The sequence below is a fragment of the Streptomyces sp. MUM 203J genome (genome assembly GCF_022414595.1).
GTDB lineage: Bacteria > Actinomycetota > Actinomycetes > Streptomycetales > Streptomycetaceae > Streptomyces.
This window is the reverse complement of sequence record NZ_JADWYO010000019.1, coordinates 62,940-80,706: the sequence shown is the minus strand read 5'-3', so window position 1 is coordinate 80,706 and position 17,767 is coordinate 62,940. Positions and strand designations below refer to the sequence as shown.

The window sequence follows — 17,767 nt, the reverse complement described above, 5'->3', positions numbered from 1 at the left end:
TCTGGTGTTTCTGATGAGCGAGGAAGTGGTGGAGGGCGACGGAGTGTTCTCCCGAGGCCGGCGGGTGATCAGCGCGTGGCGTGCTTCGCGGCGGCCTCGGGCGCCGATGCGGGCGCCGGGCCCTTCGCCGGTCCGGGCCGCGCCGCCGCCGCGGCCGAGAGACGGATCAGCCGCGCCTCACAGTGGTCGAGCCAGCGCGCCTCGGCCTCGGTGCGGAAGATCAGCTGCTCCAGGACGAGCAGCCAGGCCACGTCGTCCCGCTCCCCCGCTCCCTGGGCGGCCCCGCTCTCCAGCGCGGCCAGCGCCCGGGCCTTGAGGCGCGTGTAGTCCTGCATCGCCCGCACGGTGTGGCGCCGCTGGGCCTGGATGACGTTCCGGATGTCCACGCCGGGCGCGCCGACCGCCATGGCCAGCTTGATGGCCAGCTCGTCCCGTGCCGGACTGCTCCGGTCCACGGGCTGCTCGAACCAGGTGCGCAGCTCTTCCCGCCCCGCGTCTGTGATCACGTACAGCGGGTGCCCCGCCCCGTCCTCCCCGTCCTGCGTGACCAGACCGTCGCGCTCCAGCCGACTGAGGGTCGTGTAGACCTGGCCGACATTGAGCGGCCACGTGGAACCGGTGCGGGACTCGAACTCCGTACGGAGCTGAGAGCCGTAACGCGGGCCGTGTTCGAGAAGGGCGAGAAGCCCGTGGCGGATCGACATACTCAGTATGTATACCGAGTATGCCGACACGGGCAACCGACTGCGGAGGGACCCGGTGCGTCCCCCTTGAGGAGGACGCGTGGGGGTGGGGAGATCCGGAGAAGGACATGCCGCGGGGCGGCGGGCTCACTGCCGCGGGCTCAGTGGCGGCGGAACCGCAGGCCCAGGAAGCCGAAGCCCGCGCCCATCAGTGTCAGGCCAACACCGAAGGTCAGGACGGGGATCCGGCGGTCGAACGTGTTTCCCGCGGCCAGCGAGCCCTGCTGGCGCGGGCCGGGCGAGGTCGTGTGCCACGGCAGGACGACCGCAGGGGACCCCGCCTCGGGCACGGCCTCCCAGAAGCTGCCGTCGGGGTCGGAGCGGATGCCGGGAGCTGTTGCCGTTCTGGTACGGGGAGAGCCGGACGCCGCATGAGAGGCGGAGACGGACGGGCTTGCCGACGGCGATACTGGCGGCCGCGTCGGGAAGGGGAAGGGGAACGGTTTGCGCCCGGGCCGCGGCCTCCCCACCCCCTCGGACCGCCCGGCCATGGACGGCACCGGCACCGATGGCCCGGGCCGGGCGCTGGGCCCGCCGGGTGAGGCACCGCCGGATGCCCCCGGCGACACGCCGGGCGAGGGCTCGCCGGAAGGCCCCGGCGACACCCCGGGGGACCCCCCGGTCCCGCCACCGTCTCCGTCCCGGCCCCCGTCTCCGGGGGGCTCCCCCGGGGACGGCGTACCGGTGTCCCCCGGGTCGGGACCGGGCGCGGCGGGCTCGCTCGCTCCCGGCGCGGGCGTCTGGTCCGCGTGTGCCACGGGGGCGCCGTACAGCCCCGCCGACAGCCCTCCCGCGAGCAGCACGGACGCGAGCCCCGATGCGACCGCCCAGGCACGTCCCCGCGTGCGGCGGGGAGGGCCGGAAGGCGGCGTCGGTGGTGGAGTCACGAGGGACCCCCTCCCGTGACGAGCGTGGCGAGCGTGACGGACACGGCGGGTACGACGAACACGGCGGCCGTGACGAGCATGACGAGCCGCCATGACGATGGCCTCAGCGTCACACAACGGCCGTGCTCCGGCATCTCGCCGCCCCTGGGGTCGCGCCGTTCGGGGTGGTTACGGCCGCTCGCCGGTGGAGACGGTGAGGACGAACTCGGCGTCGTCCTCGTAGATCTCGGTGTTCTGCTTCGGGTACTGGTTCAGGACGGCGCCGTCGCCGTAGATCATCTCGTCCTGGTCCTCCACCGTCCTGAGTTTCCAGCCGGCGGCCTGGATGCACTCCTTCACCGAGTCGATGTGCCGGTACCGGAAGTCCGGGACCTCGAACTTCTCCGGGTCGTTGCCCTCACGGGGTTCGGTGCACGCCTTGGTCTCGATGGTCTTGCCGCGGTCCGGGCCCTTGTAGTCCTCCGAGTCCGGCGCGTCCCCGGTCGCCGTGGCCGTCGGCTCGCCGCCCGCCGTGCCGCCGGGGTCCTCGTCGTCGTTGAGGTTGAGCGCCACCAGAGTGCCCGCGACGGCGATCACGGCCACCGCGATCGCCCCCACGATGACCGGCATGTTCCTCCGGCCCCCACCGCTGTTGCCGCCGCCCGTGCCGCCTCCGCCGCCGTACGGCGCCGGGGCGGGTGTCGGCGCGGGCGTCGGGTAACCCGGGGCGGGGGTCGGCGCCGCCTGCTGCGGGTAGCCGTACGCGGCGGGCGCGGGGGCCGGAGTCGGCGGCCCGTAGGGCCCGGGCGCCGGGGTCATGGGCTGAGGCGTCTGATAAGGGGTCTGGACACTTCCGTGCGGCCCCGGCGCGGGCGTCCCCGAGTAATCGACCGGCGGGAACACCGCGGAGCCCACCCCGGCCCCGCTGTTCGTCGGCGCGCCCTGCACGATCACCGGTGCCCCGGCCTGCCCGGCCGACAGCACGCGCAGGCACTCGTCGCGCATGGCGGCGGCGCTCGGGAAGCGCTCGTTCGGGTTCTTCTTCAGCGCCCGTGCCACCAGGGCGTCCATCGCGGGCGTCACCGAACGGTTGATGGAGGAAGGCGCGACCGGCTCCTCCTGCACGTGCGCGTACGCGATCGCCAGCGGGGAGTCCGCGTCGAACGGCAGCCGTCCGGTCAGCAGCTGGAACAGCATGATCCCGACCGAGTACAGGTCGGAACGGGCGTCCACGCCGCGCCCCAGCGCCTGCTCGGGCGACAGGTACTGCGGGGTGCCGACGACCATGCCGGTCTGCGTCATCGAGGTGACGCCCGACTGCATGGCGCGCGCGATGCCGAAGTCCATCACCTTGACGACGCCGCGCTTGGTGACCATCACGTTGCCCGGCTTGATGTCCCGGTGCACCAGGCCCATCTCGTGGCTGGTGTCCAGCGCGGCCAGCACGTCGGCCGTCACCTTCAGGGCCTTGTCGGCGGGCATGGCGCCCTGGGCCTGGATGTCCGCCGCGAGCACCGAACCGAGGGGCTTGCCCTCCACGTACTCCATGACGATGTACGGCATGACGCCGCCGTCACCCTGCGCGGGGTCACTGAACGTGACGGTGTCCTCGCCGGTGTCGAAGACCGAGACGATGTTGGTGTGCTGGAGCTTCGCGACCGCCTGCGCCTCGCGCCGGAACCGTTCGCGGAACGACTGCTCGCGGCCCAGTTCGGTGTGCAGGGTCTTGATCGCGACCTGGCGGTCCAGCGCGCTGTCGTACGCGAGGTACACCGACGCCATGCCGCCCTCGCCCAGCAGGTCGCGGAGCTGATACCTGCCGTTCGCGACCGAACCGCCCGCATAGCGGCCGCGGGCGCCGTCCTGGCTCATCTGTGCTTCCCCCTACGCGCGCGTGGCCGCGGTGATCCCGGATTTATGCGCCAAGTCTGCCCCAGGGCAGTGACACGTCAAGCCAGGTGCCCGTTCCGTGACCGTACGCACAAGAAGCGTCCTGCAAGCGTTACCCGGCCGGGACCACGCCGGGATAAGACCGGGACAACGGCACGATCAGTTTGCACTGGTGTACACCGAACCGCTTGGATGGCCGGTCGCATCCCGGACCGGGCCGCCACGCGGAGGCTGTAGCGTGACGTGCCGAAGTACCCCTTGAGAGACGGCGGCACACCGCCCGCGAACACAGCGGGCGGGCAGCGGACGGAAATGACGGCGAGGACCATGGCACCCGGATCCGAAGCAGGTGGCGGCGGAGTGTCGGATGACGGAGCACCCGGCGGCGCGGGTGGTGCCGGAGGCTCGAACGGCTCCGACGGCGTGGGCGACTTCGGCGTCGGCGGCCTCGTCGGGGACGGCCGCTACCGGCTGACGCACCGTCTGGGCCGGGGCGGCATGGCCGAGGTGTTCGCGGCGGAGGACGTGCGGCTCGGCCGCACCGTCGCCGTCAAGCTGCTGCGCCCGGACCTCGCGGAGGACCCGGTCTCCAAGGCCCGGTTCACGCGTGAGGCGCAGTCCGTCGCGGGCCTCAACCACCACGCGATCGTCGCCGTGTACGACTCCGGCGAGGACGTCGTGGGCGGCCAGTCAGTGCCGTACATCGTCATGGAGCTGGTCGAGGGCCGCACCATCCGCGATCTGCTGATCAGCGCGGAGGCGCCGCCGACCGAGCAGGCGCTCATCATCGTGTCCGGCGTGCTGGAGGCGCTCGCCTACTCGCACCAGCACGGCATCGTGCACCGGGACATCAAGCCCGCGAACGTCATCATCACCAACAGCGGTGCCGTGAAGGTGATGGACTTCGGCATCGCCCGCGCCCTGCACGGGGCGTCCACGACGATGACGCAGACCGGCATGGTCATGGGCACCCCCCAGTACCTCTCCCCGGAGCAGGCGCTCGGCAAGGCCGTGGACCGCCGTTCCGACCTGTACGCCACCGGCTGTCTGCTGTACGAACTGCTGGCGCTGCGTCCCCCGTTCGTCGGGGAGACTCCGCTGTCCGTGGTGTACCAGCATGTGCAGGACATGCCGGTGCCGCCCTCCGAGGTGGGTGACGGGGCACCGCCGGAGCTGGACGGGCTCGCGATGAGGGCGCTCGCCAAGGACCCGGACGACCGGTTCCAGAGCGCGGACGAAATGCGCGGCATGGTGCAGTACGCGCTGCGCATGCTCCAGGAGCAGGGCAGCCACACGGGCCTGTGGAACACCGGCCCGGTCGGCGGCGGGTACGACGGCGGGCACACCCCCGACGGCGGCATGGGCGCGACGGCCGTGATGAGCTCCCCCATGGGCCCCGGCCAGGGGGCGGGCATGGGCTCCCCCATGGGCCCGGGCGGCGGGTTGCCGGCCCACCAGGGACTGCAGGGTCACCCGGCCCACGTGCAGGGTGCCGGGCGGGACACCTCGCAGGGCCCGATCCTGCCGCCCATGAACCCCGACGACGGCGCCTACACCGGCGGCTACCCCGCCAAGCGCGGCGGCGGCCGGGGCAAGGTGCTGCTGTTCGTCGCGTTCGCGCTGGTCGCGATCATGGCGGGTGTGGTGTACGCGCTGAACGCCGCCCAGAAGTCCCAGGGCGAGCAGCAGACGCCGGTGACCAGCCCCTCCCCGTCCGTCTCCTCGGAGAAGTCCAGCAAGGCCCCGTCCCCGTCGCAGAGCGAGGAGGACGAGCAGGAGCCGGACACCTCGACCGGTGGCGGCGGCTCGGGGTGGAACCCCGTACCGCACAGGCCGACGAGGCCGACGTACAGCCAGGATCCCGGCACGGCCTCCCCGAACACCTCCTCGGGCACCGACACCACCACGGGCGGCACCGACGGCGCCACCACCGACGGCGGCACGGACGGGAGCGACACCGAAGGCACCACGGACGGTGGTACGGAGGGCACCACCGACGGCAGCAACGGCGACGGCGGCACCACCGGCGACACCTCGACGGGCACGACCTCCGGCGGCACCACGGGCAGCAGCACCGGTACGTCGGGGACCACCGGTTCGACCGACGGCGGCGGCACGGCGGACGGCGGCGCGACGACCACGACGGGCGGCCAGACGAACGGCTCGGGCACGACGGGCACCGCGACCGGAGGCTGACCTTCCGTCACGGTGCGGCAGGACCGGCTCCCCGTCACCCGGCGAACGCGTCGCGCACCGCCTCGTACTCCCGGGTCCACCACACCGTCAGGGCCGACGCCGCGGGAAACTGCGCGTCGGCCCTGCTGTCGTCACGCTGGTAGCGCCAGCGCAGTATCCAGAAGTCGTTGAGCCGCTCCCACCACACGCGATGCACGGCCGCCGCGAGTTCGGCCGTGCCCGCCCCGGAAGCCCGCCGGTACGCGCGCGCGTAGGCCCGCACCTTCGCCAGCTCCAGACGGCCTGTCGGCTGTACGTAGAAGATCAGCGCGGCCCGCACCGCCTCCTCCGCGCGCGGCTGCACGCCCAGCCGGTCCCAGTCCACGATCGCGGCCGGCTCCGCGCCCCGGTACAGCAGGTTCAGCGGGTGGAAGTCGCCGTGCACCCAGCCCCCCGCCCCCGGGGCCGCCGCGGCGGGCCGCAGATGGGCGTGCGCGTCCAGCAGCCGCCGCCGCTCCAGCAGCCGCCGCTCGGCCAGCTCGTCGAACGGGTCCCGCGGGCTCCGCGCCCCGGCCAGCGCCAGCAGCTCGTCGATCAGCCGGAAGGTGTCCTCCGGGTCCGCGCTCCCGTACGGACCGGGGGCCCGGGTCCCGTGCGAGCCGACGGCGCCGCCCATCACCCGCTCCAGGCACGTGTGGACCAGCCCGAGGAGCGCGCCGAGCCGTCGCGAGCCGCCCCGGCTCAGCTGGGTGCCGTTCCGGTGCCGCCCCTCCACCCAGGGGTGGAGGGCGTAGCAGTGGCCGCCCAGTACCGCGACCGTGCGCCCGTCCGTGTCCGGCAGCGGCGGGGCGACGGGCAGGCCGAGCGCGTGCAGCCGCTGGGTGGCGCGGTGCTGGCGGCTGATGGTCGCCCGGTCGGACGTGGGGGCGTCGACATGCTGTTTCAGGAAGAAGGTGCCGCGTGTGGTGGTGAGCCGGTAGCCGCGGTTGAGGAGGCCCTGGGTGAGCGGCACGCACGACACCGGCTCGGCGCCGGGCACGTAACGGCGCAGCAGCACGTTCACAGGAGGAGCGGGCGCGTGCCGGGGGTGGGGCACGGAGACGGCGGGCGAGGCGGGAGGTGAAGCATGGGGAGCGACTGGTGCAGACGTTACAGATGAGCGCGGCACCCGACAGATGTTAGATCAATATGAGATCACTCCGTGACGCCGTTCACAGGGCGGACGGGCCGTTTGTGACGCCCTTCACGGGGCGGAAGCGGAGGAGCCGCATCCGGGTTCCGCAAAACCGACCCTTCCCGCGACCGGGGTCCTCGGGATAACGTGCCGCTGTTCCGGCGGCCTGCAAGGCTGTGACCAGTAGTTGTTCCCGCATTTCTCGATTTACTTGGAAATCCAAGCAAAATCGCAGGTCAGGCGGGGTTTCGCAGGAATGCGGAGCACTGGGTAACGTGCCTTTGACAGGGCGCTCGCCGGGGCACCTGTCACGCCTGTTCCCGGCCGAGGGCACCCACCCCGTGCACGCGTACGGACATCAGGCGAGCCGCACTGGCCATCCCGGCGGACCCCGGGGGCCGGACCGACGGAGGAGCACGCACGTGACCGTGGAGAGCACTGCCGCGCGCAAGCCGCGACGCAGCAGCGGCACCAGCAGCACCACCAGCACCACCGGCAGCAAGACGGGTGGTGCCAAGCGCGCCGCACGCACCAAGAAGCCGGAGACGGCCCAGGACCAGAGCCGCACCGAGCCCCCGCTCGTCCAGCTGCTGACGCCCGAAGGAGAGCGCGTCCAGCACCCGGACTACGACGTGGACCTCAGCCCCGAGGAGCTGCGCGGGCTGTACCGGGACATGGTGATGACCCGCCGCTTCGACGGCGAGGCCACCGCGCTCCAGCGCCAGGGCGAGCTGGGCCTGTGGGCCTCGCTGCTCGGCCAGGAGGCCGCCCAGATCGGCTCCGGCCGGGCCCTGCGCGACGACGACTACGTCTTCCCGACGTACCGCGAGCACGGCGTCGCCTGGTGCCGCGGGGTCGACCCGACCAATCTGCTCGGAATGTTCCGGGGCGTGAACAACGGCGGCTGGGACCCGAACAGCAACAACTTCCAGCTCTACACGATCGTCATCGGCTCGCAGACGCTGCACGCCACCGGCTACGCCATGGGCGTGGCCAAGGACGGCACCGACTCCGCGGTGATCGCGTACTTCGGTGACGGCGCCTCCAGCCAGGGCGACGTGGCCGAGTCGTTCACCTTCTCGGCGGTCTACAACGCGCCCGTCGTGTTCTTCTGCCAGAACAACCAGTGGGCCATCTCCGAGCCCACCGAGAAGCAGACCCGCGTCCCGCTGTACCAGCGCGCGCAGGGCTACGGCTTCCCGGGCGTCCGCGTCGACGGCAACGACGTGCTGGCCTGCCTGGCCGTGACCCGCTGGGCCCTGGAGCGGGCCCGCCGCGGCGAGGGCCCGACGCTCGTGGAGGCGTTCACGTACCGCATGGGCGCCCACACCACCTCCGACGACCCGACCCGCTACCGCACGGACGACGAGCGGGCCGCGTGGGAGGCCAAGGACCCCATCCTGAGGCTCCGCCGCCACCTGGAGGCCCAGGGCCACGCCGACGAGGCCTGGTTCGCGCAGGTCGAGGAGGAGAGCGAGGCGCTCGGCAGGCGCGTGCGTGAGGCGGTGCGGGCCATGCCCGACCCGGACCACACGGCGATCTTCGAGAACGTGTACGCGGACGGGCACGCGCTCGTCGACGAAGAGCGCGCGCAGTTCGCCGCGTACCAGGCGTCGTTCGCGGATGGCGAGGTCAAGTGATCATGGCAGTGCAGAAGCTTCCTCTCGCGAAGGCGCTCAACGAGTCCCTCCGCAAGGCCCTGGAGACCGACCCCAAGGTCCTGATCATGGGTGAGGACGTCGGCAAGCTCGGCGGCGTCTTCCGGGTCACCGACGGCCTCCAGAAGGACTTCGGCGAGGAGCGGGTCATCGACACCCCGCTCGCGGAGTCCGGCATCGTCGGCACCGCCATCGGCCTGGCCCTGCGCGGCTACCGGCCGGTCGTGGAGATCCAGTTCGACGGCTTCGTCTTCCCGGCGTACGACCAGATCGTCACGCAGCTCGCCAAGATGCACGCCCGCTCGCTGGGCACGGTGAAGCTGCCGATCGTCGTGCGGATCCCGTACGGCGGCGGCATCGGCGCCGTCGAGCACCACAGCGAGTCCCCGGAGGCGCTGTTCGCGCACGTCGCCGGCCTCAAGGTGGTCTCCCCGTCGAACTCCTCCGACGCCTACTGGATGCTCCAGCAGGCCATCCAGTCCGACGACCCGGTGATCTTCTTCGAGCCGAAGAGGCGCTACTGGGACAAGGGCGAGGTCGACCCCGACGCCATCCCCGGCGAGCTGCACAAGGCGCGCACCGCACGCGTGGGCGCCGACATCACCCTGGCGGCCTACGGCCCCATGGTGAAGGTGTGCCTGGAGGCCGCGGCCGCCGCGGCCGAGGAGGGCAAGTCGGTCGAGGTGCTCGACCTGCGTTCGGTCTCCCCGTTCGACTTCGACGCGATCCAGGCGTCCGTCGAGAAGACCCGCCGCCTCGTGGTGGTCCACGAGGCGCCGGTCTTCTTCGGCTCCGGCGCGGAGATCGCCGCCCGGATCACCGAGCGGTGCTTCTACCACCTGGAGGCCCCGGTCCTGCGGGTGGGCGGCTACCACGCCCCCTACCCGCCGGCCAGGCTGGAGGAGGAGTACCTGCCGGGTCTGGACCGGGTGCTCGACGCCGTCGACCGCGCGCTGGCGTACTGAGGAAGGGCGAGAACACCGTGATCCGCGAGTTCAAGATGCCGGACGTCGGTGAGGGGCTCACCGAGGCCGAGATCCTCAAGTGGTACGTCCAGCCCGGCGACACCGTCAGCGACGGCCAGATCGTCTGCGAGGTCGAGACCGCCAAGGCCGCCGTCGAGCTGCCCATCCCGTTCGACGGGACGGTGCACGAGCTGCGCTTCCCCGAGGGCACGACCGTCGACGTCGGTGAGGTCATCATCACCGTCGACCTCGGCGGCGGCGCCCCCGCCGCCCCGGCGGCTCCGGCCGCCGCCGAGACCGCCCCCGCGGCCCCCGCAGCGGCTCCCGCGCCCCAGGCGGCCGAGGAGACCGAGGAGACCGCCCCCGAGGGCCGTCAGCCGGTCCTGGTCGGGTACGGCGTCGCCGCGTCGTCCACCAAGCGCCGCCCGCGCAAGCAGACGACGCCCGCGCCCGCCGCCCCCGCTCAGGCCCCGGCAGCCGCGCAGGCGGCCGTCCAGGGCGAGCTGAACGGGCACGCGCCCGTCGCGGCCCGCCCCCTGGCCAAGCCTCCCGTGCGGAAGCTGGCCAAGGACCTGGGCGTGGACCTGACGACCGTGACCCCGACCGGCCCGGACGGGATCATCACGCGCGAGGACGTCCGCGCGGCGGCGGCCCCCGCCCCGGCGGCCGTACCGCAGCAGGCGCCCGCCCCCGTGCAGGCGCCGGAGCCTTCCCCGGCCCCGGCCGCCCCGGTCCCCGCCGAGGCGGGCGCACGGGAGACCCGTATCCCCGTCAAGGGCGTACGGAAGGCCACCGCGGCGGCCATGGTCGGCTCGGCGTTCACCGCGCCGCACGTGACCGAGTTCGTCACGGTCGACGTGACCCGCACGATGAAGCTCGTCGAGGAGCTGAAGGCCGACAAGGACATGGCGGGGCTGCGGGTCAACCCGCTGCTGCTCGTCGCCAGGGCCCTGCTCGTCGCGATCAGGCGGAACCCGGAGGTCAACGCCTCCTGGGACGAGGCCGCCCAGGAGATCGTGCTCAAGCACTACGTGAACCTGGGCATCGCCGCCGCCACCCCGCGCGGCCTGATCGTGCCGAACATCAAGGACGCCCACGCCAAGACCCTCCCCGAGCTGGCCACGGCCCTCGGTGAGCTGGTGTCCACCGCACGCGAGGGGAAGACCACTCCGGCGGCCATGCAGGGCGGGACGGTCACCATCACCAACGTCGGCGTCTTCGGCGTCGACACCGGTACGCCCATCCTGAACCCCGGCGAGTCCGCGATCCTCGCGGTCGGCGCGATCAAGCTCCAGCCGTGGGTCCACAAGGGCAAGGTCAAGCCGCGCCACGTCACCACGCTGGCGCTGTCCTTCGACCACCGTCTGGTCGACGGGGAGCTGGGCTCCAAGGTCCTGGCGGATGTCGCCGCGATCCTGGAACGCCCGAAGCGCCTGATCACCTGGGCGTAAGCGGGAGCCAGCGGGAAGCAGCAGCACGGCCACAGCCCCGTCCGGTCCACGTACTGGACGGGGCTGTGTCTTGTACACGCCTTGTATCTATCCTGTGCGCATGCCGCCGGTACCCGCCTCCGCCCCGTCCCCCGCAGATCCCGCCGCCCCGCCCCCGCCCGCCGCCGACCGTGTCTACGCGCACGTGAAGGAAGCCGTCCTGGACCGCCGCTACGAGGGCGGGACGCTGCTCACCGAAGGTGAGCTGGCGCAGGCCGTCGGGGTTTCCCGCACGCCCGTGCGAGAGGCGCTGCTGAAGCTGGAGATGGAGGGGCTGCTGAAGCTCTATCCGAAGAAGGGCGCGCTGGTCCTGGCCGTCTCCGCGCAGGAGATCTCCGATGTCGTGGAGACCCGGCTGCTGGTCGAGGAGTACGCCGTACGGAAGTGCGTGCCCGTGACGGTACGGCTCGTCGCGCGGCTGGAGGAGCTGCTGGACGAGCAGCGGCGCCGCGCGCGCGAGGGGGACCTGCGGGCCGTCGCCGTGGCCGACCGGTGCTTCCACGCCGAGATCGTCCGGCAGGCCGGCAACCAGATCCTGGCCCGCCTGTACGACCAGATGCGCGACCGCCAGCTGCGGATGGGCGTCGCCGTCATGGAGGCCCATCCCGACCGGGTCGCGAAGAACATCGTGGAGCACGCGGAGATCCTGGAGGTGCTGCGGGCGGGGGACGCCGAGGGGGCCGCCCGGTGGGTACACGACCATGTGGGACGGGTCCGGGACCTGGCCCGGGGTGAGGCCCGGTGAGCGAGCCCGCCGACCCGCCCGGTGGGCGCCGTGCCGTCCTCGTCTGGGGCGCCGGCGTCTCCGTCTACCTGGTCGCCGTGGTCTTCCGCACCTCGCTCGGCGTCGCCGGGCTGGACGCGGCCGACCGCTTCCACGTCAACGCGTCCGCGCTGTCCGCGTTCTCGATCGTCCAGCTGCTCGTCTACGCGGGCATGCAGATACCCGTCGGCCTGATGGTCGACCGGCTCGGCACCCGCCGCGTCCTGACGCTCGGGATCGTGCTGTTCACCGCCGGGCAGCTCGCCTTCGCGCTGTTCCCCTCGTACGGCATGGCCCTCGCCGCCCGGGTGCTGCTCGGCTGCGGCGACGCGATGACGTTCATCTCCGTGCTGCGGCTCGGCGGGCGCTGGTTCCCGGCGCGACGCGGCCCGCTGATCGCGCAGGTGGCGGCGGTCTTCGGGGTGCTCGGAAACCTGGTCTCCACGATCGTGCTGGCCCGGCTGCTGGAGGGGTACGGCTGGGAGGTCACGTTCGGGGGCAGCGCGGCGGCCGGTCTGGTCGTCCTGCTCCTCGTACGGCTCTTCCTGCGGGACCACCCCGAAGGGCACGCCCCGCGGCCCCTCCCGCACGAGGACGCGGTCTCCGTGCGGCGCCAGCTCGCGGCGGCCTGGCGCGAGCCGGGCACCCGGATCGGGATGTGGGTGCACTTCACGACCCAGTTCCCGGCCATGGTGTTCCTGCTGCTGTGGGGCATGCCGTTCCTGGTGGAGGCACAGGGCCTGAGCCGGGGGCGGGCCGGTGAGCTGCTGACCGTGGTGGTGCTGTCCAACATGATGGTCGGCCTCGCGTACGGGCAGATCATCGCCCGGCACCACGCGGCCCGTATGCCTCTGGCGCTGGGCACCATCGGCGCGACGGCCGCCCTGTGGACGGCCGTCCTCGCGTACCCGGGCGACCGCGCCCCCATGTGGCTGCTGCTCACCCTGTGCGCCGTCCTCGGGGCCTGCGGCCCGGCCTCCATGATCGGCTTCGACTTCGCGCGCCCCGCGAACCCGCCGGAGCGGCAGGGCACCGCCTCGGGCATCGTCAACATCGGCGGTTTCACGGCCTCCATGACGACCCTGCTGGCGATCGGCGTCCTGCTGGACGCGACGGGCGGGGACTACCGGACGGCGTTCTCGCCCGTGTTCGTCCTCCAGGCGCTGGGGGTGTCCCAGATCCTGCGGCTGCGGGGCCGCACGGCCCGCCGGGAACGGGAGCGCCTGGTCGCGAGCAGGGTGGAGACGGTGCACGTACCGGCGTGACAGGGCGTGACAGCGGTGCGGCAGGGGCGTGGCGGTGAGGCCGTCACACGCCTGCCGTCGCCCTCAGGGCGTCACCGCGAAGTTGGCGAGGATGGCCGCGGCCAGCTCCTCGTCCCCCTCCACCTTGATCCGGTCCGCGACGGCGGCGGGCTTCACCCGCCCGCAGGCGAGCCGGACGAACGTCTCCCAGTCCGTCGCGAACGTCACCGCGGGCCCCAGCGAGGGCGCGCTGTCGACGCTGCCCCGGCCCTCCCCGTCGACCCGCACGGTCCGGAGAAACTCCACCGGGCCGCTGACGTCGAAGACGACCGCCGAGTTGCGGGGCGCGCCGGCGTCCTTGGCGACGACCCGGGGCAGCACGGCCAGCAGGTTGTCGCGGGCGACCTGGGCGCCGGGAGAGTCGAGGTTGCCGGGCCTGTTGAGGGCGGCACGCAGGTCCTGTTCGTGCACCCACACGTCGAAGGCCCGCATCCGGTAGGCCACTTCGAGGGACTGCTGGGCGCCCAGCGGAGCCCGTACGAGCGTGTCGGGGGAGCGGTTCTCGTTGCGCAGCATCCGTGCGTGGCGGATCAGCACGTACTCGAACTCGGCGGTCATCTCCGGCGCGGTGTGGTGGCGCCGTACGTCGACCTGCATCTCCATGTAGCGGGCGAAGTCACTGCGTACGTGGTAAAGATCGCGGGGCAGGGAATGAATGGGCCGCGGGTCGCCCAGCATCTCGCACTCCATGCCGATGACATGGGAGACGATGTCCCGGACCGACCAGCTGGGGCACGGTGTGGCGCGGTTCCACTCCGCCTCCGCGAGCGGTTGCACCAGCTCGGCTATGGCTTCGATGGAGTGGGTCCAGGCGTCGGCGTAAGTCTGGAGGCTGGGATGGACGGTCACGGGACCCCTCGTGCGGCTTGCGGCGTGCGGCTCGGAACGCGGACTGGGCGCTGTGGCACCTGGCAAGGGGGCGGCCTTGGGGGCTGGCCCCCGGTAGAGAACAGTACGCTCCTGGCAGGTACCTCGGCAGTGCTTTCGTGTGACGATCGTAGGCCCGTATTGACGGCTTCAACGCCAGGACGGTGGTAGTGTGCGCGCCTCCCTTCTCCAGATCGCGGTGAAACAGGACGAGTCGGTCGCGGCCCGGCGGGCCCGTGCGGCGGAGCTGGTACGCGAGCAGCGCGGAGCCGCGGACCTGGTGGTGCTGCCCGAGCTGTGGCCTGTCGGTGCCTTCGCGTACGAGTCGTTCGCGGCGGAGGCGGAACCGCTGAAGGGCCCCACGTACGAGGCGATGGCGAAGGCCGCGCGGGAGGCCGAGGTGTGGCTGCACGCCGGCTCGGTCGTCGAACGTGCCCCAGACGGGCGCCTGTACAACACGTCCCTGGTCTTCTCCCCGTCCGGTGAGCTGGCCCGCTCGTACCGGAAGATCCACCGCTTCGGCTTCGACCAGGGCGAGGCGGTGCTGATGGCGGCGGGCGGGGAACTGGTGACGGTCCCTCACCCGGAGCTGCCGTTCGGCGTGGCGACCTGCTACGACCTGCGGTTCCCCGAGCTGTTCCGGGGCCTGGTGGACGCAGGAGCTCGGGCCTTCGTGGTTCCGGCGGGCTGGCCGGCCCGGCGGCGCGCCCACTGGACGCTCCTCGCCCGGGCCCGGGCGGTGGAGAACCAGGCGTACATGCTGGCCTGCGGGACCGCGGGCACGCACGCGGGCGTCGAACAGGCCGGGCACAGCATCGTCGTGGACCCGTGGGGCGAGGTCCTGGCGGAGGCCGGCGCGGGGGAGGAGGTCCTGACGGTGGACCTGGACCCGAAGAAGGTGGAGACGACGCGGGAGCAGTTCCCGGCGCTGAAGGACCGGGTGCTGTAGGGAACACGTACGACGGTGAGAACCGTGCTCCGGCACGTCGGCCACGCCACGCACCGCCGCGCCTCAGCGGAGACGCCGGCCACGGTGTGACGCGTGGACCCGGGTTGCCGGTGGACAGCCGCGCCGACCGGGAGCGCGGAGGTGCGCATACAGGGCACCGGCCGGACAGGTCACATGGCCTTCCTCCGGGAGTTCTCTCCTTAAGAGATGTTCTGAGTCTCTATGGATGGAATAGAACTGAACGTCATTCCGTCACTTCGTCACTGGGGCCGCCCGAGGGCCGGCGTGAAGTTGCGTGGTGGTCACCATCCCGACCCCGGCCCCAGCTCGGAACGCGCACGCTGGGTGTGACCCCGTTTTTCGGGCCCATCGTGGCTCTGACCAGCGCATATCGACCGCCGAAGGGGCGAGAGCGGCACAGTTGACGCCCTGCAAAGCCCGCCGAAGGCCCCACCCCGTGGGGTCTTCGCCCCATCAGGTGCCCCGGCGGATGTCACTCCGGCGGCTGGCTGTACCTCTCCAGCGTCGCCTTGCTCGTGGACCGGTCCACCAGCCGCAGTTCCCAGGGGCCGGTGTTCACGTCGAAGTCCTTGCCGAAGCCGACCCACTTTCCGGCCATGCGCCGTCCGGTCGGCTCGACCAGGAGTTGGATGGCCCCGTGGTAGCGGGCCCCGTTGTAGTAGCCGTCTGCGGCAGTCTGCTCGACCCACGTACCCGTGACCACGTTGCGATCGACAGTGAGATCCAGCGTGAGCGGGCTGTCCGGGTTGCTGCTCGCCCCAGGCAGACTCTGAACGGTCAGCCGGTTCCCGTGCTGGACGATCACTACGTAGTGCTTGCCCTCGTACGAGTCGCCCCGGCTCGAAGAGAAGAACTCGTAGCGGCTGAGCCACACCCCCGAAAACGTGTCCTCACTCCCCTGCGCGGCGGGCTGCGCGCCTACAGCGGCAGATGTGAAACCGGTTGTAGGGGTCTCCATGTCATGTCCTCCCTTCCCGTCTGCGTGGACTCGTGCCGTCGGCACCGGCAGGGCGAACCCCAGCGCCTCGACCGGACGGCCAGTGACCCGTTCTAAGGCCCTGGCGTAAACACCCCGAGGCGTCTTGCTCGTGCCGGACTCCCAGCGCTGCACCAGCCGCTTGGAAGCCTCGTTCGGCTCCCCCAGTTCCGCACCTGCCCGGCGGAGCGCCTTGGCGAAGTCGTCTTGACTCAAGCGCAGGCCGATACGCACGGCCCGCAGCACATCATTCGGCACCACGGAGGTCGTCGTCATGACGTCAAAGCTAGACCGAACAGCCATGCAATGACACCGGTTTGACGCCCTAGAGGGCGTCATTGACACCCCACTGAGTGACGCCCAGGCGACGCCCGAAGCGTCGTCGTTCCGACCGACCGGCGGCGGGAACATCGGTTCACCACCGGGACCGGGCAGCGGAAGGCAAACCATGACCATGCCCGTGCGGGTCTCTCGCGATTCCGGCCAGACGTTCGGCTCTGAGGTGATCTACCCCAGCAGCAGCGCCGAGAAGCCGTTGACCCCCATGGCCTCTGCCGCCTGGCCCCCCTGCAAGTGCCCCCGATGTTCCTCACAGACCAGGAAGGCACAGACGTGACGATCACCGACACGACGAAGACCGTGTACGACCTCATCACCCCGGAACTGAGGGCCGACCTCATCACCATGGTCCGCGAGGACTCCTGGCCGGAGATGACCGACGACCAGGGCCAGCGCGGCGTCAACCAGGTGGCGGCCTTCCTCGCCGTCGCCGCGAACACCACGGAGAGGGCCACGCCCAGCCTTCGCGTGGACCTTTTCTGGCACGCGCTCGTGCTCCACACCAAGCACTACGCCGAGTTCTGCGACGCGCTCGGCGGCGGGTTCATCCACCACGTCCCCGACCGCAACAGCGGCCACAACCCGGCCGAGGGCCGGGCCGCGATGCGTCGGACGGCCGAGATGATCCGATCGGCCGGCTTCGACGTGGACCCGGAGTTCTGGCCGATCGACGGCGCGGCCGACTGCACCCAGAGCTACGCGGGCTGCTCCGACAGCCCCGTCGCCAAGTAGCTCCGACTCAAGCGGAGCGACTGACCCACGAGAGCTTCAGCCGCCCGGTATCGTGCCGGGCGGCTGTCGCCGTGAACGAGAACGGACAGGTAGTGACTGACGCTCGCAGCACCGCATGGGACACCTACTCGCAGAGCAAGCCCCAGCGGCGGAAGACCAACGCCAAGGGCGAGACCACATGGTTCAACTGGTCCCAGTACCCGGACCACGGCCCCAGGGCCGACGTGCTCAACCTCAACCCGGGAGACCGCGTGCTCGATCTCGGGTGCGGGTCTGGAGGGAACGCCGCTCACCTCGCAACGCTCGGCATGAAGTCCGTCGGGATCGACCTCTCCGCCAAGCAGCTCGACAAGGCACGCGAGCGGTGGCCGAGCGTGGACGGGATGGAACTCCACCAGGCCGACGCCCTCACCTACCTCGGAGACACGTTCACGATCTTCGATGCGGTCTACAGCGTGTTCGGCGCTACCTGGTTCACCGACCCCGGCCTACTGCTGCCGATGGTTCACGCGAACCTCAAGCCAGGTGGCGTCTTCGCCTTCTCCCAGCGGCCCGCAGTTGAAGGGTGCTACGGCTGCCAAGCGTCATACATCCCGCGCGGGCCCGAAGAAGACCCCGCTGTCGTCAAGCGGTGGGACTACGAACCCGATGTGTGGGCGCTGATTCTCAAGGAACACGGCTTCGTGGACGTATCAGCGTCCGTGCTTGCCCCACCCCCCGGTAATCGGCGCACAGGAACCCTGTTCGTCCGGGGCGTCCAAGGAGGCTAGTCCGTGGTGGAGCGGATCCTGTAGCTGCGCAGGACAACGGCGTCGTACGTCCGTGATCCGGTGTTCATGGGCCAATGGCAAGCTT

The 17,767-nt window shown here is 71.6% G+C and carries 15 protein-coding genes; 9 read left to right on the top strand and 6 right to left on the bottom strand.

All coding sequences use genetic code 11. The annotated features are described in order from the left end of the window. Nucleotides 1-68 precede the first annotated feature (68 nt). The 3 genes from I3F58_RS12915 to I3F58_RS12905 form a co-directional block, all read right to left on the bottom strand. Nucleotides 69-704: a PadR family transcriptional regulator gene (locus tag I3F58_RS12915; protein WP_240108498.1), complete on the bottom strand. Its 636-nt coding sequence runs from the start codon at nucleotides 702-704 to the stop codon at nucleotides 69-71. A gap of 140 nt (nucleotides 705-844) precedes the next feature. Beyond that, nucleotides 845-1,033, bottom strand: a complete 189-nt coding sequence (locus tag I3F58_RS12910; protein ID WP_240108497.1) for a hypothetical protein — start codon at nucleotides 1,031-1,033, stop codon at nucleotides 845-847. A 765-nt stretch (nucleotides 1,034-1,798) separates the two neighbouring features. Beyond that, nucleotides 1,799-3,481 (bottom strand): Stk1 family PASTA domain-containing Ser/Thr kinase, encoded by a 1,683-nt coding sequence (locus I3F58_RS12905; RefSeq protein WP_240108496.1) that lies wholly within the window; start codon nucleotides 3,479-3,481, stop codon nucleotides 1,799-1,801. Nucleotides 3,482-3,826: 345 nt separating this feature from the next. Between I3F58_RS12905 and I3F58_RS12900 the strand changes: the two genes are divergently transcribed. After that, nucleotides 3,827-5,695, top strand: a complete 1,869-nt coding sequence (locus tag I3F58_RS12900; RefSeq protein WP_240108495.1) for a protein kinase — start codon at nucleotides 3,827-3,829, stop codon at nucleotides 5,693-5,695. Nucleotides 5,696-5,729: 34 nt separating this feature from the next. Here I3F58_RS12900 and I3F58_RS12895 read toward each other — a convergent pair whose 3' ends face one another. Next, a complete protein-coding gene (locus tag I3F58_RS12895) occupies nucleotides 5,730-6,842 on the bottom strand; it encodes a phosphotransferase (RefSeq protein WP_374207961.1) in 1,113 nt (370 codons plus the stop codon). Between the two features lie 428 nt (nucleotides 6,843-7,270). Between I3F58_RS12895 and pdhA the strand changes: the two genes are divergently transcribed. The 5 genes from pdhA (at nucleotide 7,271) to I3F58_RS12870 (ending at nucleotide 12,989) form a co-directional block, all read left to right on the top strand. Next, nucleotides 7,271-8,488 carry a pyruvate dehydrogenase (acetyl-transferring) E1 component subunit alpha gene (gene pdhA / locus I3F58_RS12890; protein WP_240108493.1) on the top strand — a complete coding sequence of 406 codons (1,218 nt, stop codon included), beginning with the start codon at nucleotides 7,271-7,273 and terminating at the stop codon, nucleotides 8,486-8,488. Between the two features lie 2 nt (nucleotides 8,489-8,490). Beyond that, nucleotides 8,491-9,471, top strand: coding sequence for an alpha-ketoacid dehydrogenase subunit beta (locus tag I3F58_RS12885; protein WP_240108492.1), 981 nt, complete (start codon nucleotides 8,491-8,493; stop codon nucleotides 9,469-9,471). 35 nt (nucleotides 9,472-9,506) lie between these two features. Further along, nucleotides 9,507-10,922, top strand: a complete 1,416-nt coding sequence (locus I3F58_RS12880) for a dihydrolipoamide acetyltransferase family protein (protein ID WP_240108507.1) — start codon at nucleotides 9,507-9,509, stop codon at nucleotides 10,920-10,922. Between the two features lie 100 nt (nucleotides 10,923-11,022). Then, entirely contained in the window at nucleotides 11,023-11,706 is a 684-nt protein-coding gene (locus I3F58_RS12875; RefSeq protein ID WP_240108491.1) for a GntR family transcriptional regulator, read from the top strand. Then, nucleotides 11,703-12,989 carry a nitrate/nitrite transporter gene (locus I3F58_RS12870; protein WP_240108490.1) on the top strand — a complete coding sequence of 429 codons (1,287 nt, stop codon included), beginning with the start codon at nucleotides 11,703-11,705 and terminating at the stop codon, nucleotides 12,987-12,989. Before I3F58_RS12875 ends, I3F58_RS12870 begins: the two co-directional genes overlap by 4 nt. 63 nt (nucleotides 12,990-13,052) lie before the next feature. Here the strand turns inward: I3F58_RS12870 and I3F58_RS12865 are convergent, their stop codons facing one another. Continuing rightward, on the bottom strand, nucleotides 13,053-13,877 hold the full coding sequence (locus I3F58_RS12865; protein ID WP_240108489.1) for a maleylpyruvate isomerase family mycothiol-dependent enzyme: 825 nt from the start codon (nucleotides 13,875-13,877) through the stop codon (nucleotides 13,053-13,055). A 190-nt stretch (nucleotides 13,878-14,067) separates the two neighbouring features. Here I3F58_RS12865 and I3F58_RS12860 point away from each other — a divergent pair, with 190 nt between their 5' ends. Continuing rightward, nucleotides 14,068-14,844 carry a carbon-nitrogen family hydrolase gene (locus tag I3F58_RS12860; protein ID WP_240108488.1) on the top strand — a complete coding sequence of 259 codons (777 nt, stop codon included), beginning with the start codon at nucleotides 14,068-14,070 and terminating at the stop codon, nucleotides 14,842-14,844. A gap of 493 nt (nucleotides 14,845-15,337) precedes the next feature. On the opposite strand, the gene I3F58_RS12855 is transcribed toward I3F58_RS12860, so the two are convergent. Further along, complete coding sequence (locus I3F58_RS12855) at nucleotides 15,338-16,117, bottom strand: DNA-binding transcriptional regulator (RefSeq protein WP_240108487.1); 780 nt, start codon at nucleotides 16,115-16,117, stop codon at nucleotides 15,338-15,340. A gap of 336 nt (nucleotides 16,118-16,453) precedes the next feature. On the opposite strand from I3F58_RS12855, the gene I3F58_RS12850 reads away from it, so the two are divergent. Together I3F58_RS12850 and I3F58_RS12845 are read left to right on the top strand one after the other, a co-directional pair. Further along, a complete protein-coding gene (locus I3F58_RS12850) occupies nucleotides 16,454-16,912 on the top strand; it encodes a hypothetical protein (protein ID WP_240108486.1) in 459 nt (152 codons plus the stop codon). Nucleotides 16,913-16,983: 71 nt separating this feature from the next. After that, nucleotides 16,984-17,682 (top strand): class I SAM-dependent methyltransferase, encoded by a 699-nt coding sequence (locus I3F58_RS12845; RefSeq protein ID WP_240108485.1) that lies wholly within the window; start codon nucleotides 16,984-16,986, stop codon nucleotides 17,680-17,682. Nucleotides 17,683-17,767 lie beyond the last annotated feature (85 nt).

What these genes read in the sequence shown, in the direction of transcription:
- I3F58_RS12855 (WP_240108487.1), bottom strand. Translation starts at nt 16,117, where the DNA reads ATGACGACGACCTCCGTGGTGCCGAATGATGTGCTGCGGGCCGTGCGT.
- I3F58_RS12915 (WP_240108498.1), bottom strand. Translation starts at nt 704, where the DNA reads ATGTCGATCCGCCACGGGCTTCTCGCCCTTCTCGAACACGGCCCGCGT.
- I3F58_RS12875 (WP_240108491.1), top strand. Translation starts at nt 11,023, where the DNA reads ATGCCGCCGGTACCCGCCTCCGCCCCGTCCCCCGCAGATCCCGCCGCC.
- I3F58_RS12900 (WP_240108495.1), top strand. Translation starts at nt 3,827, where the DNA reads ATGGCACCCGGATCCGAAGCAGGTGGCGGCGGAGTGTCGGATGACGGA.
- I3F58_RS12885 (WP_240108492.1), top strand. Translation starts at nt 8,491, where the DNA reads ATGGCAGTGCAGAAGCTTCCTCTCGCGAAGGCGCTCAACGAGTCCCTC.
- I3F58_RS12880 (WP_240108507.1), top strand. Translation starts at nt 9,507, where the DNA reads ATGCCGGACGTCGGTGAGGGGCTCACCGAGGCCGAGATCCTCAAGTGG.
- I3F58_RS12905 (WP_240108496.1), bottom strand. Translation starts at nt 3,481, where the DNA reads ATGAGCCAGGACGGCGCCCGCGGCCGCTATGCGGGCGGTTCGGTCGCG.